This is a genomic window from Photobacterium japonica, from assembly GCF_050337005.1.
Classification (GTDB): Bacteria; Pseudomonadota; Gammaproteobacteria; order Enterobacterales; family Vibrionaceae; genus Photobacterium; species Photobacterium japonica.
The window spans coordinates 1-18,064 of record NZ_JAKJSN010000029.1 but is presented as its reverse complement, the minus strand read 5'-3'; the positions used below and the strand labels follow the sequence as shown (position 1 = coordinate 18,064).

At 52.8% G+C, this 18,064-nt stretch carries 19 protein-coding genes and 1 rRNA gene; 12 read left to right on the top strand and 8 right to left on the bottom strand.

Translation table 11 applies throughout. The annotated features are described in order from the left end of the window. Nucleotides 1-253 precede the first annotated feature (253 nt). The 3 genes from L4C36_RS12555 (at nucleotide 254) to trhA (ending at nucleotide 2,772) form a co-directional block, all read left to right on the top strand. Complete coding sequence (locus L4C36_RS12555) at nucleotides 254-931, top strand: FadR/GntR family transcriptional regulator (RefSeq protein ID WP_428478149.1); 678 nt, start codon at nucleotides 254-256, stop codon at nucleotides 929-931. Nucleotides 932-1,097: 166 nt separating this feature from the next. Next, nucleotides 1,098-1,886: a sporulation protein gene (locus L4C36_RS12550; protein WP_428478148.1), complete on the top strand. Its 789-nt coding sequence runs from the start codon at nucleotides 1,098-1,100 to the stop codon at nucleotides 1,884-1,886. A 220-nt stretch (nucleotides 1,887-2,106) separates the two neighbouring features. Next, entirely contained in the window at nucleotides 2,107-2,772 is a 666-nt protein-coding gene (gene trhA, locus L4C36_RS12545; RefSeq protein WP_428478147.1) for a PAQR family membrane homeostasis protein TrhA, read from the top strand. 91 nt (nucleotides 2,773-2,863) lie between these two features. Here trhA and L4C36_RS12540 read toward each other — a convergent pair whose 3' ends face one another. From L4C36_RS12540 to def, 5 genes are all read right to left on the bottom strand, one after another. Further along, entirely contained in the window at nucleotides 2,864-4,309 is a 1,446-nt protein-coding gene (locus L4C36_RS12540; RefSeq protein ID WP_428478146.1) for a TrkH family potassium uptake protein, read from the bottom strand. 5 nt (nucleotides 4,310-4,314) lie between these two features. Beyond that, nucleotides 4,315-5,691: a Trk system potassium transporter TrkA gene (gene trkA, locus L4C36_RS12535; protein WP_428478145.1), complete on the bottom strand. Its 1,377-nt coding sequence runs from the start codon at nucleotides 5,689-5,691 to the stop codon at nucleotides 4,315-4,317. 184 nt (nucleotides 5,692-5,875) lie between these two features. Continuing rightward, on the bottom strand, nucleotides 5,876-7,171 hold the full coding sequence (rsmB, locus tag L4C36_RS12530; RefSeq protein ID WP_428478144.1) for a 16S rRNA (cytosine(967)-C(5))-methyltransferase RsmB: 1,296 nt from the start codon (nucleotides 7,169-7,171) through the stop codon (nucleotides 5,876-5,878). Nucleotides 7,172-7,250: 79 nt separating this feature from the next. Beyond that, nucleotides 7,251-8,195, bottom strand: a complete 945-nt coding sequence (fmt, locus tag L4C36_RS12525) for a methionyl-tRNA formyltransferase (protein ID WP_428478143.1) — start codon at nucleotides 8,193-8,195, stop codon at nucleotides 7,251-7,253. A 26-nt stretch (nucleotides 8,196-8,221) separates the two neighbouring features. Beyond that, the gene (def, locus tag L4C36_RS12520; protein WP_428478142.1) at nucleotides 8,222-8,743 is read right to left on the bottom strand and encodes a peptide deformylase; all 522 of its coding nucleotides are present in this window, start codon (nucleotides 8,741-8,743) and stop codon (nucleotides 8,222-8,224) included. Between the two features lie 303 nt (nucleotides 8,744-9,046). Between def and L4C36_RS12515 the strand changes: the two genes are divergently transcribed. From L4C36_RS12515 to L4C36_RS12500, 4 genes are read left to right on the top strand one after another with little or no spacing between them, the layout of a single operon-like run. Then, nucleotides 9,047-10,111 (top strand): LysM peptidoglycan-binding domain-containing protein, encoded by a 1,065-nt coding sequence (locus tag L4C36_RS12515; RefSeq protein WP_428478141.1) that lies wholly within the window; start codon nucleotides 9,047-9,049, stop codon nucleotides 10,109-10,111. Then, nucleotides 10,104-11,198: a DNA-processing protein DprA gene (gene dprA / locus L4C36_RS12510; RefSeq protein WP_428478140.1), complete on the top strand. Its 1,095-nt coding sequence runs from the start codon at nucleotides 10,104-10,106 to the stop codon at nucleotides 11,196-11,198. Before L4C36_RS12515 ends, dprA begins: the two co-directional genes overlap by 8 nt. Continuing rightward, entirely contained in the window at nucleotides 11,198-11,674 is a 477-nt protein-coding gene (locus L4C36_RS12505; RefSeq protein WP_428478203.1) for a DUF494 family protein, read from the top strand. Before dprA ends, L4C36_RS12505 begins: the two co-directional genes overlap by 1 nt. Before the next feature lie 34 nt (nucleotides 11,675-11,708). Then, nucleotides 11,709-12,281 carry a DNA topoisomerase family protein gene (locus L4C36_RS12500; RefSeq protein ID WP_428478139.1) on the top strand — a complete coding sequence of 191 codons (573 nt, stop codon included), beginning with the start codon at nucleotides 11,709-11,711 and terminating at the stop codon, nucleotides 12,279-12,281. A gap of 98 nt (nucleotides 12,282-12,379) precedes the next feature. Here L4C36_RS12500 and L4C36_RS12495 read toward each other — a convergent pair whose 3' ends face one another. Next, nucleotides 12,380-13,498, bottom strand: a complete 1,119-nt coding sequence (locus L4C36_RS12495) for a 5-(carboxyamino)imidazole ribonucleotide synthase (RefSeq protein ID WP_428478138.1) — start codon at nucleotides 13,496-13,498, stop codon at nucleotides 12,380-12,382. Beyond that, complete coding sequence (gene purE / locus L4C36_RS12490; RefSeq protein WP_428478137.1) at nucleotides 13,495-13,986, bottom strand: 5-(carboxyamino)imidazole ribonucleotide mutase; 492 nt, start codon at nucleotides 13,984-13,986, stop codon at nucleotides 13,495-13,497. Before purE ends, L4C36_RS12495 begins: the two co-directional genes overlap by 4 nt. Before the next feature lie 203 nt (nucleotides 13,987-14,189). Here purE and tsaC point away from each other — a divergent pair, with 203 nt between their 5' ends. The 4 genes from tsaC to L4C36_RS12470 all read left to right on the top strand — a co-directional run bounded on the left by tsaC (nucleotide 14,190) and on the right by L4C36_RS12470 (nucleotide 16,886). Next, nucleotides 14,190-14,747, top strand: a complete 558-nt coding sequence (tsaC, locus tag L4C36_RS12485; protein WP_428478136.1) for an L-threonylcarbamoyladenylate synthase type 1 TsaC — start codon at nucleotides 14,190-14,192, stop codon at nucleotides 14,745-14,747. Between the two features lie 5 nt (nucleotides 14,748-14,752). Next, complete coding sequence (gene hemF, locus L4C36_RS12480) at nucleotides 14,753-15,658, top strand: oxygen-dependent coproporphyrinogen oxidase (protein WP_428478135.1); 906 nt, start codon at nucleotides 14,753-14,755, stop codon at nucleotides 15,656-15,658. Nucleotides 15,659-15,757: 99 nt separating this feature from the next. Then, on the top strand, nucleotides 15,758-16,579 hold the full coding sequence (gene aroE, locus L4C36_RS12475) for a shikimate dehydrogenase (RefSeq protein WP_428478134.1): 822 nt from the start codon (nucleotides 15,758-15,760) through the stop codon (nucleotides 16,577-16,579). Nucleotides 16,580-16,622: 43 nt separating this feature from the next. After that, nucleotides 16,623-16,886 carry a DUF1488 family protein gene (locus L4C36_RS12470; protein WP_428478133.1) on the top strand — a complete coding sequence of 88 codons (264 nt, stop codon included), beginning with the start codon at nucleotides 16,623-16,625 and terminating at the stop codon, nucleotides 16,884-16,886. 2 nt (nucleotides 16,887-16,888) lie between these two features. Here L4C36_RS12470 and L4C36_RS12465 read toward each other — a convergent pair whose 3' ends face one another. Further along, nucleotides 16,889-17,437: a gamma carbonic anhydrase family protein gene (locus L4C36_RS12465; protein WP_428478132.1), complete on the bottom strand. Its 549-nt coding sequence runs from the start codon at nucleotides 17,435-17,437 to the stop codon at nucleotides 16,889-16,891. A 412-nt stretch (nucleotides 17,438-17,849) separates the two neighbouring features. Here L4C36_RS12465 and L4C36_RS12460 point away from each other — a divergent pair. After that, a 16S ribosomal RNA gene (locus L4C36_RS12460) occupies nucleotides 17,850-18,064 on the top strand; the annotation flags it as partial.

Genomic DNA, 18,064 nt, shown 5'->3' with positions numbered 1-18,064 from the left:
GATGTGCTGTTTTTTTCGCCGCGAGGATAGCAATAACCTATTCTTAAGTCGAGTGATTCTTGACCATATTTCGAGATGCTTTCATCCCCTTCTCTGCCGCATGAAAAGGGGAACTGTTAACGATATCGGCATCTTTGAAGATAAGCCGTTTCTCTGTCGTCGCTTTATGGTCTAATGCTGCCGTGTTGGCAACTAAGAGCCTGTCGGCCGATATCGCCGATTGGGCAATAACAAAAGCCTTTGGAGGAAGTCAATGGAGCAAGCGGAGCAGCGACTGGTCACGAGCCGTAATCTATCCTATAAACTGGCGGAGTCGATCGGTCAGCAAATTTTACGGGGTGAAACCGCCCCCGGTGAGATTTTGCCCGGTGAAGTGGAACTGGGTGAAATGTACGGTGTGAGCCGTACCGCCATTCGTGAAGCGATCAAAATGCTGGCAGCGAAAGGCATGGTACTGCCACGTCCACGCATTGGTACTCGCGTGCTGCCAAAACGTAACTGGAATTATTTGGATCAAGATTTGCTCGCGTGGCTCAATTTCGAGCAGCACGACGAATTGGTGCAAGAATTTCAGCGAGTGCGTTTGGCGCTAGAGCCGGAAGCGGCGGCATTGACGGCGATTAACGCGAGCGAGGAAGATCGCGAGGCGTTGTGTGTGTTGATGGCTGAAATGCATGCGTTGGGGGAGCATTTTGATCAAGACCGTTGGATTGACGTCGATACCCGCTACCACCAGTTGATTTATTTTGCCTCCGGCAACCACTTCATTAGCCCGTTTGGCAACCTATTCAAAGCGGTGTTTGAAAATTATTTCCGCGTGATCACGCGTGATAAGGTCATTAAGCTGGATCTTCACCAGCGTGTGGTCGATGGGATCATGGCCCGCGATCCGGCTGCGGCGCGTCAAGCGGCGATAGACCTCCTCAAATAATGCAAAAAACGAAGCCGAGCGCTTCGTTTTTTTGTTTGCCTAGCAGAACCTCAAGACAGAGGTTGCAGATCCGGCGCATTCCCTGCTATATAAATTTCAGTTCATAGTATTCTATTATGTTGGTAGGGTATGTCCTGTTGGTGTATGACGCAAAGGAGGCGCTGAGATGTCGTTATTTCGCAAAAGTTTAGCCAGTTTAGGTATGGGCGCGGCGCGTGTTGATACCGTCATTCAGCAGGATGTGTTGATCCCCGGTGACACGCTCTTGGTCGATGTGCAGGTGCATGGCGGTAAAGTCGAACAGCAAGTCGATAATATCGAGCTGGCTTTGTGTTGCCACTATAAGGAAGAAGTGAGCGCCAGTCAGGGTGAGAGCCAAAACCGGGTCGAAACAGTGAATCAGACCTGTGTGCTGGCGGCCTGGACCCTGCCCTATGCGTTTACCGTCCAGCCGGATGAGGTGCGCCACTTTGAGGCGAGTTTAGCCCTGCCCTTTAATACCCCGATCACGGTGGGTGAATCCAAAGTGTGGTTAGACACGCGGCTGGATATTGCGCTGGCGATTGATCCCCGCGATCAAGATCGTTTAACCGTGCGACCTGACCCGCTATTGGATGGCGTATTTACCGCGCTGGAATTGGCCGGGTTACGGATCCGTCAGGTGGAATGCGAAGCGGCGAAAGGGTTTGCCTTGCCGTTTGTCCAAGAATTTGAGTTTGTGCCAGTGTCTGGGCCGTACCATGGACGTTGGCGAGAGCTGGAAATTGTGGCTTACCGGGATGCGGAAAGCCTGAAACTGTGGTTTGAGGTTGATCGTCATCAGCACGGGTTATCCGGCATGCTGTCGGGGCTGCTCGGCCGCGGCGAGCTGCACCGGTATTGTGAATTACCGGCCAGCTTACACCCTCAGCAAGCCGGTGAGCAGGTCTTGGCCTTCCTCGACAGCTATACCTAAACACGACAGCTATACTTCAATGCCTCAACACAACAATGTGATGCCAAGCCGCTACGGTCTGGTGCTGTGGCAGGCATTTCCCCTAAACTGGTGAGGTATTTACTTACATAATCACGATTATTTCGGCGTACGCTTGTAAGCTAAACTGTGTCATACTGCTTTTCTACCAAGTATGAGCGGCGTTCGCGTCGTGTCTCAACGCTATTTAGGGATCGCAGAGATGGCAAAACCGCAAGCCGCCGGTGCGGCGTATTCTGTTGCTGAAGAAGTGGCAAACAGCGTGACACATGGGATCGGGATGCTGTTTGGTATCGTGGGTCTGGTGTTGCTTTTGAATCAGGCGGTGGCAGCCCACGCCGATCTGCTCAGTGTCACCAGTTTCAGTATCTATGGCGCCAGCATGATATTGCTGTATCTGGCGTCAACCCTCTATCATGCCATTCCGTTTCAGCGGGCCAAGCGCGCGTTGAAAACCTTCGACCACTGTGCGATTTATCTATTGATTGCCGGTACTTATACGCCCTTTTTGTTGATTGCCTTACGCACGCCGTTCGCCATGACGTTGATGGCGGTCATTTGGGGGATCGCACTGATTGGTATCGTGATCAAGATTGTGTTCGTCTACCGTTTTAAGCGGTTGTCACTGGCGACCTATCTGACCATGGGCTGGCTCTCCTTGATTGCTATTTATCCGTTGGCGACGTCACTGGCCACTGGCGGCTTGGTGTTGCTGGCATTGGGCGGGGTGCTGTATTCGGTGGGCGTCATCTTTTACGTCAATAAGCGGATCCCCTATAACCATGCTATTTGGCACCTGTTTGTGTTGGGCGGTACGGTGTGTCACTTTTTCGCGATTTACTATTACGTGCATCCTGTGGCGTCATAGCCGTCGCGTGATGCCTGTAAACGAAAAAAAAGAGAGCCAATGAGGCTCTCTTTTTTTGTGCGCGATACGCGAGATGAACGGGGTGCCCGTATTAGTTACGCCAGAAGGCCGGGAAGAACACCACCAACACGGTCAGGATTTCCAAACGCCCCATTAGCATGCCAAAGCTCAAGGTCCACTTGGCCAAGTCAGGCAAGGTCGAGAAGTTACCGGTTGGGCCGATAATGGTGCCCATGCCCGGCCCCACGTTGGCCACCGCGGTGACGGCACCGGTAATACTGGTGACGGCATCCAGCCCCATCATGCCCAAGATCCCCGCCACAATGACGATGGTCAGGATGAAGGTCAGTGCGAAGGCGACCACCGAGCGCACGATATCATCGGTCACAGGACGGCCGTTGTAGCGTTGAATGAACACGCCAGACGGGTGGATCAGCTGCATCATCTGCTTACGCAGCAGCGCAAATGCGACCTGAAAACGGAAGATTTTGATCCCGCCTGCGGTTGAGCCGGAGCAGCCCCCGACCAACATAATGAAGGCAAACACGATCATCGGGAACGGGCCCCATGCCGTGAAGTCATCCAGACCAAAGCCGGTTGTGGTGACGACAGAGACGATATTGAACAAGGACACCCGCAACGCATCGAGGAAGGTGTAATTCAAGGTCAATGTGAGCCAGATGGCGACGGCAATCCCTGTGACCAACACTAATAAGGTGTAGCCGCGCACCTGCGCATCATTGAGCAGCGCCATCGGGGCTTTCTTACGCAACACCTGCACAAACAACAGGAACGGTAACCCCCCGGCAAACATAAACAGCGTTGCCACCCAGTGGGCACTGTGGGAAAAGCCGTTCATCGAGCTGTCAGAGGTTGAGTAACCGCCGGTCGACAAGGTGGTGAACGCGTGGTTGATCGCATCGAAGGTGTCCATGCCTGCCAGCATAAAGCCGAGGAAGCACAAGCCGGTCAGGCTGAGGTACACATTAACGATGTTCTTGGCCACACTTTTGGTACGGGGGGAGCTTTTCTCTGACCAATCGGACGATTCCGTTTGGAACAAACGCATCCCGCCGACATTGAGCATCGGTAAGATCGCCACCCCCATCACGATGAACCCGATCCCGCCGAGCCATTGCAAGGTCGAGCGCCACAACAGAATGCTCGGCGCCATACCATCGAGCCCACTCAGGACCGTGGATCCCGTCGTGGTGATCCCCGACATGGTCTCGAAATAGGCATCGGTGAAACTGATGTGGTTGATGAAGACAAACGGCAACGCCGCGAACGCACTGGCGATGGTCCAGACCAAGGTGGTGATCAGGAACATGTCCCGCACCCCCAGTTTGAAATCGCTGGTACGGCCAAATGTCAGACACAGAAAAGCCACACAGTGCGTGATGATCACTGAGGTGGCAAAATCAATGAACCCTTCGGTGCCGGTGAAAAATGCCACTAATGTAGGCACATACATGAACAGAGCGATCTTCGATAAGACCAGCCCGATCACGAACAGGATAGGACGATAGTTAACCATAATAATTACAGGAAGAACGGACTCGGTTGGAATAGGCGCTCAACGTCTGGAATGTATTTCTTGTCGACCAAGAACATCACGACGTGATCATCTTGCTCGATCACGGTGCGGTCGTGGGCGATCAGGACTTCTTCGCCCCGCACCACGGCGCCGATGGTGGTGCCCGGTGGCAATTTGATGTCACCGACGGCACGCCCCACCACTTTCGAGGTGCTCGCATCCCCATGGGCAATGGCTTCAATCGCTTCGGCAGCGCCACGGCGCAAGGAGGAGACATTCACGATATCGGCTTTACGCACGTGCGTTAGCAAGGCGGAAATGGTGGCCTGCTGCGGCGAAATGGCAATATCAATGGTGCCGCCCTGAACCAAGTCGACATACGCGCCGCGCTGGATCAGTACCATCACTTTCTTCGCGCCCATGCGCTTGGCCAGCATGGCTGACATGATGTTGGCTTCGTCGTCGTTAGTCACCGCAATGAACACGTCGATTTGTTCGATGTGCTCTTCGCTCAACAATTCTTGATCGGAGGCATCCCCACAGAAGACGATGGTGTTTTCCAGCATCTCAGACAGGTTTTCAGCGCGCTCAGGGTTGCGTTCGATCAGCTTGACGCTGTAGTTCTGCTCTAAACGACGAGCTAAGCCGGCACCGATGTTACCGCCGCCGACAATCATCAGGCGTTTGTATGGTTTTTCCAGACGCTGCAATTCACTCATGACCGAGCGAATATGGTTGCTGGCAGCGACGAAGAAGACTTCATCATCGGCTTCAATGATGGTGGTGCCGCGTGGACGGATCGGACGGCCTTGGCGGAAAATGGCGGCAACACGCGTATCAATGTGTGGCATGTGTTCGCGCAGTGCTGACAACGCGTTCCCGACCAGTGGCCCGCCATAGTAAGCCTTGACCGCAACCAGCCCCACTTTGTCTTCTGCAAACCCGACGACTTGCAAGGCGCCCGGGTATTCGATCAAACGTTCGATGTAACCGGTGACCAATTCTTCCGGCGCGATCAGGTGATCGACTGGCACAGCGTCAGACTGGAACAAATGTTCTTTTTCTTTGAGGTATTCCGGTGAGCGGATACGAGCCACGCGATTAGGGGTATTGAAGAGGGTAAACGCGATTTGGCAGGCGATCATGTTGGTTTCGTCAGAGTTGGTGACGGACACTAACATGTCGGCATCTTGGGCGCCGGCTTCACGCAAGGTGCGTGGGTGGCTGGCGTAGCCTTGCACAACCCGCAGATCGTATTTGTCCTGCAGTTCGCGCAGGCGCTCGGGATCCTTATCGACGATGGTGATATCGTTGTTCTCGCCGACCAGGTTTTCGGCCAAGGTGCCGCCAACTTGGCCTGCACCGAGAATGATAATTTTCATAGCATGTGCCTGATTAATTTACTCGTTGTAGGTTACTACGCTTTGGCATGAGGGTCATGCAGAACGCTTACCTGCTGTCCTTTCCCATTTTGGGTAAAGTGTCATTAACAGTCGTATTTTATCCGCATAATGGGACGAAAAAGCGGAACTTGGTCGCCAAGTTCCGCTTTAAAATGCATAGGTATTATGCGGATTTTTTCATGACTGCGTAGTAGAAGCCATCCATATCATGCTCACCGGGCAGGATTTGACGCCCTGGATTATCCAGTTCGCTGCCGATCAAAGTGGCATCGGCGGTGCGGCTCAGGAAGGCCGAGACTTGATCGCGGTTTTCCTGTGGGGTGATAGAGCAGGTTGCGTACACCAAGGTACCGCCAGGCTTCAACTGCTGCCACATGGCATCGACAATTTCGGCCTGCAAAACAGCCAGTGCCGTAATGTCATCCGCGCGGCGTAGCCATTTGATGTCAGGGTGACGGCGAATAACGCCCGTGGCTGAACACGGTGCATCCAGCAAAATGCGGTCAAATTGCTCGCCCTGCCACCATTGCTCAGGGTAACGGGCATCGGCACACAGCACTTGTGCATCCAAGTTAAGGCGCTGCAGGTTTTCGTGCACACGCTTGAGACGGTGATCGTCACAGTCAATCGCAACCACACGCGTATCCGGCTGGCGCTCCATGATATGTGCGGTTTTACCGCCAGGGGCTGCACAGCAGTCCAGGATCAATTCACCCGCCTGGGGCTGTAAGAATTCCACGGACAATTGCGCCGCGGCATCCTGTACCGACACCCAACCGTCGGCAAAACCTGGCAGCTTGGTGACATCGCACGGGCTGTGCAGTTTCAGTGCGTCAGGGGCTTCTGGGTGTAGATCGGTCGCGATACCAGCCTCATCCAGCAGCACGCGGTACGCATCACGGGTATGGTGCTGACGGTTTACACGCAGCCACATTGGGGCTTTGGTATTATTCGCTTCGACAATGCTGTCCAGTTGGTCTGGGTAACTGGCTTTCAGCAGTTTCAGCAACCAGCTTGGGTGACCGTAGCGACCCGCATCATGGCTGAGCGCCTGTGCGTCCAACGCGTCTTTCTGGCGTTGGTAGTTACGTAAAATGGCGTTGATAAGCCCGCGCAGTTGCGGCTTTTTCAAGGTTTTCGTGGCATCCACGGTTTCTGCTACTGCCGCATGGGCAGGAATGCGCATGTAGCCTAGTTGATACAGACCGACAAGGATCAGGTGATGGAAGACACGTTGTTTGCCTTTCAGTGGCTTGTCCATGAGTTGGTTGGTGACCGACTCAAGGCGCGGTAGCCAGCGCAATACGCCGTAGCAGATCTCTTGCAACAGGGCGTGATCGCGATCTTTAATCTCTTGTTGTGCGGCTGGCAGGGCGTTTGACAAGGACTGACCTTGATCGACGACCTGATAGATGACTTTCGCCGCAGCGGCTCTTACATTCATGCGGGTATCCTGCATTCGATTCCCCTACGCTGTCGCAGCAGTGGGATCAGAGGGGAAAAAGTAAGGCCAGTGCTAGCACTGGCCCTTTAACAATTTACAGTACGGAGCCAGGTTCAAACCATTCTCGGCGCGAGTTCAGGATATCCTGTGTACCCATGGCTTTCTTACCCGGAGGCTGAAGTTCCAGCAGGCGCAACGCGTCTTTACCGGTTGCCACGACAATACCGTGTTTGTCCGCAGACAAAATGGTGCCCGCAGGCTGGCCATGATCAACCGCGACAACGTCGGTGCGCCATACTTTGACGTTTTGCTCGGCCACGGTGAAGTAGCTCATTGGCCACGGATTGAAGGCACGTACGCAACGTTCAATCGCCACCGCGTCCATCGCCCAGTCAATCTGCGCTTCTTCTTTGCTCAGCTTCTTGGCGTAGTTCGCTTGTTCATCGTCTTGTTTCACTGGCACGGCCGTGCCGTTCGCGATATCCCCCAAGCAATCAATCAAAGCCACTGGGCCCAGTTCCGCCAATTTTTCATACATGGTGGCACTGGTGTCGGTCGCGTCGATCGGCAAAGTGGCGATACTCAGCATGTCACCGGTATCCAAGCCGATATCCATCTGCATGATGGTCACACCCGTTTCGGTATCACCGGCCCAGATTGAGCGCTGGATTGGGGCAGCACCACGCCAGCGTGGCAAAATCGAACCGTGTACGTTGATACAACCCAGTTTCGGGGTATCCAGTACCGCTTGAGGAAGCAGTAGGCCATAGGCCACGACCACCATCAGGTCGGCATCCAGATCGGTTAAGGCTTGTTTGGCTTCGTCCGACTTGAAATTTTCCGGCTGGTACACCGCAATATTGTGCTCAAGGGCCATTTGTTTCACAGGGCTGGCGGTCAGTTTTTTACCGCGACCAGCTGGGCGATCAGGCTGGGTGTAGACCGCAATAACCTCGTGCTCCGAAGACAACAACGCCGCCAAATGACGGGCGGCGAAGTCCGGAGTACCTGCAAAAACGATTTTCAAAGGTTTGCTCAAGGTACGTTTCCTTTTGATGTCATTGACTACGCGTTGTGCGCGTTTTTTTCGTTAAAGCGTTTAATTTTGGTCAGTTTGTCTTGAATGCGCTTACGCTTTAGCGGTGACAGGTAGTCAACGAAAAGTGTGCCGTTAAGGTGATCCAATTCGTGCTGCACACAAATGGCCAGCAGATCGTCAGCCTCAAATTGGTACGCATTGCCATCGCGATCCAGTGCTTTGACGGTCACTTCTGCCGCGCGCTCAACCAGTGCGCGTGCACCCGGTACCGATAGACAGCCTTCTTCAATGCCGTCTTCACCGCGTTTTTCAATGAGTTCTGGGTTGATCAGCACCATTGGTTCGTCGCGCGCTTCTGAGATGTCGATCACCACGATACGTTGGTGGATATCTACTTGCGTTGCAGCGAGACCGATCCCTTCTTCGTCATACATGGTGTCCAGCATGTCATCGACAATTTTCTGGATCTCGGGTGTAACGGCTTCAACCGGTGCTGCTACTGTGCGTAGGCGGTCGTCAGGAAATGTTAATACTTGCAATACAGACATAGAAACTCGTTTTAAAAGACAGTACTGATAGGTGGTGCGTTTAGTTGGTCTAATTCTAGTCATTTTACCGGTCAAATAACAGTACTCCGATGAATCGACGAGACGGGGGGATCCGCCGCGCGCGGGGCGATTGGGTAAACCGCTTGCAACACCTTGAGTTAAAAAGTGAGATAGACCTAAAACTCGATGAATATTATTGGCTTGCGCTAGACAGAGGTTGTCACCAATGTCAGCCTACAACGTTGTGGGATGGGTCCCCCATGGTGGATGGGACGCAACGGAGTTAAGAAAAGGATGTGATGCATGTGGCTGCGAGTCATGATATTGGTGCTGGCCGGTCTGACTGCGAGTGCTTGGGCAACTGCCCAGCAGTTAAAGCTTATCGAAGGTGCGCCAGAGGTGTATACCGTTAAGAAAGGCGATACCTTGTGGGATATCTCGGCACATTTTTTATCGAACCCTTGGTTGTGGCCTGAACTGTGGCAGGTTAATGACTACATTAAAAACCCCCACCTTATCTATCCTGGCGATCAGTTACATCTGATCTGGGTGGATGGCCAACCGCGTTTGAGTTTGAAAAAACGCGTTCATCTCTCACCGCAAGCACGTGTGATCCGTGCGCCGATCACCACGTTGCAATCTTCCTTGATGATGCCGTATTTGGCACAGGACAAATTGATGACCCCGCAACACCTTGAGCGTTTGCCTCGCGTGTTGGGTGAAAGTAATGCCCGTGATTTCATGACGCAAGGCGATACCGTCTGGGTCGACAGTGAACTGGAAACCGGCGATGAGTGGTGGATTTACCGTCCTGACATGGTCTTTGAGCGTGATCTTGAAGATGGCGAAAGCCGAGAAGTGAAAGTCATGACGATGAAAGAGATCGCACGCGGAACCGTCGCGGGCACCGAAGATAAGATGAGTGCGTTGACGCTGACGACCTTGGGCTACGAAGTGCGTCAGAACGATGTGTTGCTGCCAGCGCCGTTGCCGAGTGAGCAATTGAACCTGAGCTTCTCGCCGTCTGAGCCGCCAGCAGATTTGAATGCGAAAATTTTAGGTCACTTTAGCGGGATCAATTTCATCGCCACACACGAAACCGTGGTGATTGATCATGGTCACCTTGATGGTGTGGCTGCGGGGCATGTGTTCCAACTGTTCCGTGCCGGTGTGGATGTGGTTGGCCGTAAAGGTGACTATGAGTACCAGAAGCTGGGTAGCCAGAAAAACTTCACATTGCATCAAATACCAGTCGGGGAAATTGTGGTGATCCGCCCTTACGAGCATTTCAGTATTGCCGTGATCACCAAGTCGTCTGAACCTGTAGCACCGGGCACCCTTGCCCTGCCGCCAAAGACGAATGGTTGATCTTCACGCCTGGTTACGCTTGGCTGCGGTGCCGACCCTGGGTGGGCACCGCATTACTCGGTTACTGCAACACTCGACCCCGCAAGACTTAACGCGCATGACCGCTGTGGAGTTAGCGCAAACTGGCCTGACACCCGCGCAAATTCAGCATTATCTCCATCCTCCTGTTACAAAAATTGCCCATAGCCTGAAGTGGGCTGAACAGCCGGGCCAGACACTCCTCACGCTCGACTCGCCGGACTATCCTTTACTGCTCAAAGAAATTGCCTCCCCACCCCCATTACTGTTTGTGCGCGGGGAAACGCGTTGGCTGCATGAACCGCAATTGGCGGTGATTGGCAGTCGCTCGGCCAGTTTGGACGGACGAGAAGCGGCGTATGAGTTTGCTGCCGCCTTGGTGGCGGCCGATTATGTGGTGACCAGCGGATTGGCATTGGGCATTGATGGGCAGGCGCACTATGGCGCATTAAAAAATGGCGGCGCGACCGTGGCGGTGTTGGGATCGGGGTTAGATCGGATTTATCCGGCTAAGCACCGTGATTTGGCCGCAGCGATTGCGGAACAAGGGGCCTTGGTGTCCGAGTTTTGGCCGGATGAAGCGCCGCGTCCACAGAACTTCCCGCGTCGAAATCGGGTGATCAGTGGGTTGTCGGTGGGCGTATTAGTGGTTGAGGCCGCGCAAAAGAGTGGTTCTTTGGTCACCGCCCGTTATGCGTTGGAGCAAGGGCGTGAGGTCTTTGCCTTACCGGGCCCGATCCGTTATGCCGGGAGTCGAGGTTGCCATGCCTTGATTAAGAATGGGGCGAAATTGGTTGAAACCCCGGCTGATATCTTTGAAGAGGTGGGCGCACTGACGGAGTGTGTGAAAAATAACCATTCAAACCGGCGGGGTGAGGAACCTGAAAATGAAGAATTGCCATTTCCAGCACTGTTGGCTACCGTAGGCAGTGAGGCAACACCCGTAGATGTAGTTGCTGAACGAAGTGGGCTACCCGTCCATGAAGTCATGATGCAGTTATTAGAATTTGAGCTGCAAGGGTGGGTCACTTCCGTGCCAGGTGGCTATATCAGAACGAGGAGGGGCTAATTATGATGGATATCCTTATGTACCTGTTTGAAACCTATATCCACAGCGATGTGGATCTGATGGTGGATCAGGATGAGTTGTCTGAGGAATTGCTGCGCGCCGGCTTCCATAAAGATGATATCTATAAAGCGTTAAACTGGCTTGAAAAGCTGGCGGCGCTACAGGAAACTGAAAATACGCCTTACGTGCAGAGCAGCGCGATCACATCGATGCGTATTTATACGACGCAAGAAATGATCCGTTTGGATGTGACATGCCGTGGCTTCCTGACGTATCTTGAGCAAATTGATGTGCTGGGTGCTGATACGCGTGAAATGGTGATTGATCGCGTAATGGAACTTGAAGCGAACGATTTCTGTTTAGATGATCTCAAGTGGATCATTTTGATGGTGCTGTTCAATGCGCCAGGCAATGAAAGTGAATACAGCCAGATGGAAGAGCTGCTGTATGGCATGGAAGATGGCCATATCCATTGATGGGTGGCGAGACACCCTAAGATAGTCGAGTCGTATGTCAGGTAAAATTAACCCGCAATTATTTTCCGCCCATGAGCAAGCATTGGAACATGGACAAACATGTCCGCAATGTCAGCAAGCATTGGTGATGCGTCATGGTAAGCACGGTCCGTTTTTGGGTTGCAGTGGTTATCCTGACTGCGCGTATATCAAACCTCTCCATCAAAACGATGGCCATATCGTGAAGCATCTGGCCACGGCGTGTCCGGATTGCGGGGATGAGTTGGTTTTACGCCAAGGCCGTTATGGCATGTTTATCGGCTGTCATAGCTACCCGACATGCCACTATATCGCGTCGCCAGAGAAAAAATCGGCAGCGACACAATTGGCTTGTCCGGAGTGTGGCAAAGGGCATTTGATTGAGCGTAAATCGCGTTACGGCAAGGTGTTCTATGCGTGTGACAGTTACCCAGGGTGCCGGTTTGCCGTCAATATGAAGCCTGTCGCTGGCCAGTGTCAGCAGTGCGGTTTTCCACTGTTGCTCGAAAAGAAACTGGCGAGTGGTCTCCGCTTGCAGTGTGCGGATCGCCGTTGTCACGCTTATCAGGATACTGCCGAGGCAGAGTAGAACGTCCACGTCAGAGATCCACGACCCAATTCGCACCACACACAAAAAAGCCAGCGATTGCTGGCTTTTTTCGTTTTAGAGCGTTTTAGCGTGTGGGATTAAGCGCGCTCAAGGGCGGGAAACGCGATGGGATCCAAATGTTGGGCGACGTCTCGCAGGGCATCTTGCAACGCGGCAGGTGTGGCTGCACACACGTTAATGTGCCCCATTTTGCGACCGGGGCGTTTTTCTTTTCCATACCAGTGTACGTGACAATGCGCATCGGCCAAGATGGCGGGTGACACGCTATCTTCACCCAAGATATTGATCATCGCCGTTGGGCGGATCAGTGCTGTGCTGCCGAGCGGTAAATCGGTCACCGCACGAAGGTGATTTTCAAACTGGCAGGTTTCAGCGCCTTGTTGGGTCCAATGGCCGGAGTTATGGACGCGTGGAGCGATTTCATTGACCAGCAGTTGCCCGCCCACATCAAAAAATTCAATGGCTAATACGCCGACATAATCGAGCGAGGTTGCCAAGGCGTGGAACATTGATTCAGCTTGCGCTTGCAAGGTTTCGTTGTTGGTGAGCGCCGTCGACAGGCTTAATACCCCTTGGGTGTGCACATTTTCCGTCAGTGGGTAGATGGCCACACTGCCGTCTTTGCCTCGTACGCCAATCAAGGATACTTCACGATCAAACGGCACAAACTCTTCGGCCACAATGGCTTGATTGTCCGTTTGTGCCATAAAGTCGGCCATTTCCGCCCAGATCCCCTCAACGTCTTCAAGGTGTTTCAGACGCCACTGCCCTTTGCCGTCATAACCACCCAGCGCGCTTTTCAATACCATCGGCAGTCCGATGTGATCGATGGCGGTATCGAGATCGGCACGGCTGGTAATGGTGTGATAGCGGGCATTGCGAACGCCAGCCTGATCCAGCAAGGCTTTTTCTAAGCGACGATCCCCACCCGCTTTAATGGCCGCAGTGGTCGGTAGAAATTTCTTACTCTGTTCGCAAATCGCTAAGACGTCATGAGGAACATGCTCAAACTCGGCCGTGATGACATCGGCGTAAGTCATGGCGGTATCGAGTCCTTTTAGTCTGACTTGCTGGGTTAAGGGATGCACGACATTACCGGTCGCAATGTCGTAAGCAAACACCTCAATATTGAGCGGCGCACCGGCCAGTGACATCATCCGTGCCAGCTGCCCTGCACCCAGAACTAAGACTTTCATTCTGTGTCCTCTGCCGGATTGGGGTTGCTTAGCACGGTATCGGTTTGTGCTTGGCGGAAGGCATGAATGGCCGCCTGCACGGTGTCATCTTGTGTCCCGATGATTTGTGCGGCAAGCAGGCCAGCATTTGCTGCACCGGCTTCCCCTATAGCAAGCGTACCGACGGCAATACCTTTTGGCATCTGTACGATAGATAGCAGGGAGTCCATGCCTTTTAAGGCGCGAGATTGTACTGGTACCCCAAGTACAGGTAAGCAAGTATAGGCCGCGGTCATGCCCGGCAGGTGAGCCGCCCCGCCCGCCCCTGCGATGATCACTTTGATGCCGCGTGCTTGCGCGCTTTCCGCGTATTCCGCCAGCAGGTGTGGAGTCCGGTGAGCTGAAACCACCTTGGTTTCGTATGCGACATTGAAACGATCTAACATCTCGGCAGCATGCTGCATGGTTGGCCAGTCAGACTTCGAGCCCATGATGATTCCCACTTTCATCCCGATCTCCTTTGGGGTAACTAAACGTTGAGAGTACTACTGCGTGTTGTCGCATTATACGGTGAAAATATGTGAAGGAAAACGTTTGCGTCGGTGAAATTGAAACAAACCATAACGAGCATGGAGTTGTGACAAAGGAGTCGGTAAGATAGGTAACAAGAAGGTTAAAAAAGGCTGCGGCCAAAGCACTCAACGAGGAATACGTGGATAACCTGAATCAAGTGGTTGCTGCTTTGCAGCAGGAAGAGGTCATTGCCTACCCAACCGAAGCGGTGTTTGGGGTGGGGTGTGATCCTGATAGTGAGCAGGCAGTACAGAAACTGTTGGCATTGAAGCAGCGTCCGATTGAGAAGGGCCTGATCTTGATTGCCGCCAATTACGCCCAATTGGCCGCGTATGTGGATGACAGCCAATTAAGTGAAGCGCAAAAAGCGCGTATTTTTGCCTCTTGGCCTGGACCGGTTACATGGGTGATGCCGACGCAGCCACAGGTGCCCGCGTTTTTAACTGGTCAGTTTGACACCATTGCGGTGCGTGTGACGGATCACCCTCAGGTACAGGCTTTATGCTTGGCGTTCGGCAAGCCGATCACCTCAACCAGTGCCAATTTGACGGGGCTAGAGCCGGGTCGTACCGTTGCCGAAGTGACGGAGCAGTTAGGTGACCACTTGGCGGCCGTTTTACACGGAGCAACAGGGGGGCGGGATAACCCGTCTGAGATCCGGGATGCGCAAACCGGAAATGTCTTCCGACAAGGATAAACAGCATGCAGGCAGTGGATAAAGCGGCCGTAAAGGCGTTCTTACTCGATCTTCAAGACAGGATCTGTGAGGCCTTAACCTGTCAAGATGGAGGGGCAACCTTTGAGCAAGATGAATGGCAGCGTGAAGCGGGCGGCGGTGGCCGCAGCCGCGTGTTGCGTCAGGGGCAGGTGTTTGAGCAGGCGGGGGTGAATTTCTCTCATGTCTTTGGCGCGCAGATGCCCGCCTCTGCGACGGCACACCGTCCGGAGTTGGCGGGACGTCGTTTTGAAGCCATGGGCGTCTCGCTGGTGGTGCACCCCAATAACCCCTATGTGCCGACCTCACATGCCAATGTGCGCTTCTTTATTGCCGAGAAAGACGGCGAAGCGCCGGTATGGTGGTTTGGCGGTGGGTTTGATTTGACGCCGTTTTATCCGTTTGAGGCAGACTGCCAGCATTGGCATGATACAGCCAAAGCTTTGTGTGCGCCGTTTGGTGACACGGTCTATGCCGATCACAAAGCGTGGTGCGATAAATACTTCTATTTGCCTCATCGCGATGAAACCCGTGGTGTGGGTGGGCTCTTTTTTGATGATCTGAATAAATGGGGCTTTGAGAAGAGCTTTGCGTATATGCAAGCGGTAGGGAACGGTTATCTTGATGCGTATTTACCTATCGTCGCACAGCGCCATGCCCTGCCCTACGGTGAACGTGAACGTGAATTCCAGTTGTATCGTCGTGGTCGGTATGTGGAATTTAACTTGGTGTACGATCGCGGTACCTTGTTTGGTTTGCAAAGCGGTGGACGCACCGAGTCAATTTTAATGTCGATGCCTCCCCTCGCCCGTTGGGAATATGCGTACACGCCAGTCCCAGGATCGGCTGAAGCCGCACTCTATGATGAGTATCTGACACCGCGTGAGTGGTAGAAAAAACACGGTGTGTTGAGTTGTCGGCACACTGTTGGGTGGATTGGTATGCGGCGTCACTCATTGGGTCGCCCGCCGAAAATAAAAGGAAAATGTTGCATGGATAAGTATGTCGTCTTTGGTAACCCGATCGATCAAAGTAAATCTCCGTTTATTCATACCCTATTTGCGCGCCAAACCGCTCAAAGCATGACATACCAAGCGCAGTGGGTGGCATTGGATGGGTTCACGGCGGCGGCCGATCACTTCTTTGCTGCAGGCGGTCGCGGGTGCAACATTACCGTGCCCTTTAAAGAGCAGGCTTTTGCTTATGCCGATAGGCTGACAGATCGCGCTCGTTTGGCTGGGGCAGTGAACACCTTAAAAAAGCTGGATGATGGCGAGATCCTCGGGGATAACACCGACGGTGAAGGTCTCGTACAAGACTTATTGCAGCATGCGTTACCACTGGCGGGAAAACGTATTCTATTAATTGGTGCGGGTGGTGCGGCACGTGGGGTGATTTTGCCTTTGTTGGCACAGCAACCTGCTGGTTTGATCATTGCTAATCGTACCGCTGAAAAAGCAGAGCAACTGGCTTCGACGTTTGCGCAGCACGGCAGCGTGACTGCACTGACGTTGGATCAGTTAGAGGGAGAGCGTTTTGACATTATCATCAATTCTACCTCTGCCAGTTTGAGCCAGCAATTACCGGGCATTCCCGCGAGCCTGATCCAGCCAGAAACCGTGTGTTATGACATGGTGTATGGTTCGGGGACGACAACCTTCAATCAATGGGCCCGAGATATGGGCGCCCGGGTGGTGATGGACGGCTTAGGGATGCTGGTTGGTCAGGCTGCTGAAAGTTTCATGTTATGGCGGGGGATCCGTCCGGGAGCCCGACAAGTCCAGCGTGAATTGCGCCGTACATTACAGTGTTAAATCACACTGTGCTAAAGCGGCCTCTATATAGAAGAAGAGAAGTATGAACCAAAATATTCTATTTGATGATCGCCAAACATGGGATGAGACGCGTCAAGCCGTGAGCTTCCCTGCCCTGCAAGGCGGACAGTTAATTACGTGCTGGGTGACCCGTACTTGGTTAGAGCAATTTACCCAACGTACATTGCCAACAGAGGTCGCAATATTAGCGGCCTTTGGTGAATGCCGTTTCGATTTGGAAGAAGACGCAGAAGCCTTGATTGAAGACGAAGCGTTCAATCAAGACGGCGATATCGAGATAGGGTAACGCTAACGGTGATTACGTTCGTCAGCATACGTGTTTTTAAGCAAGACATAGTTCGCCGCTGAACGAGGTAGAAAAGCGCGCTCCTTCTCGGTTAAGGGACGCGCTTTTTTTATTGGGCTGCCTATGTAGAGGTAGCCACTCTCCAATCGTTTGTTGGGTGGGACTAAGCTACCTGCCCCGATAATGACGTTAGACTCGACGATAGCCCCGTCTAAAATGATGGCGCCCATACCGACTAATACACGATCGCCAATTTGGCAGCCATGCAGCATCGCCTTATGACCGACCGTCACGTCTTCACCAATCAATAAAGGATAACCGTGTAGATTATCGTCCGTAGGGCGGCTGACGTGTAAGACGCTGCCATCTTGAATGTTGCTACGGGCACCAATGGATATCGTATTCACATCACCGCGTGCGGCGACCAGCGGCCATATACTGGTATCTTCCGCTAAGGTGATGTCACCAATGAGTACTGCCGCGGGGTCAACATAAGCCGTCGCCGCGAGAATGGGAAAGGTTCCTTTATAGGGACGAAGATGCGTATTCATGGAGTCATGCCTTAAAAAGAGAAATCAAGTCTGTATAAGAAGCCCACTATTGATGGCATTAACATCATAAAAAACAGGCTTTGTTCGATAATTGCACACTCGAACGTGAAATCTGAAGTTTTTTTGAAACGCCCCTTGCCAATGTGATCGAACACTCTATAATGCGACCTCACTGACACGGACAGCGGCGCTAGCCGGTGACGTAACTCAGTATTGTTCTTTAACAATTTGACCATGCAATCTGTGTGGGCACTCGTGAAATGATAGTCAACAAAAGAATTATCAATGATACTGAGTGACCAATACAAATGATAAGTTTACTTATGATTTGGCACAGTCAATTCGTTCGTTACTTCGGTAATGAACAAAAACAGTTTTTCATTGAGYCGCTATTTATAGCAGCAAACACTTTTAATTGAAGAGTTTGATCATGGCTCAGATTGAACGCTGGCGGCAGGCCTAACACATGCAAGTCGAGCGGTAACAGGAAAGAAGCTTGCTTCTTTTGCTGACGAGCGGCGGACGGGTGAGTAATGCCTGGGAACATGCCTTAGTGTGGGGGATAACCATTGGAAACGATGGCTAATACCGCATAACGTCTACGGACCAAAGAAGAGGGGGATCTTC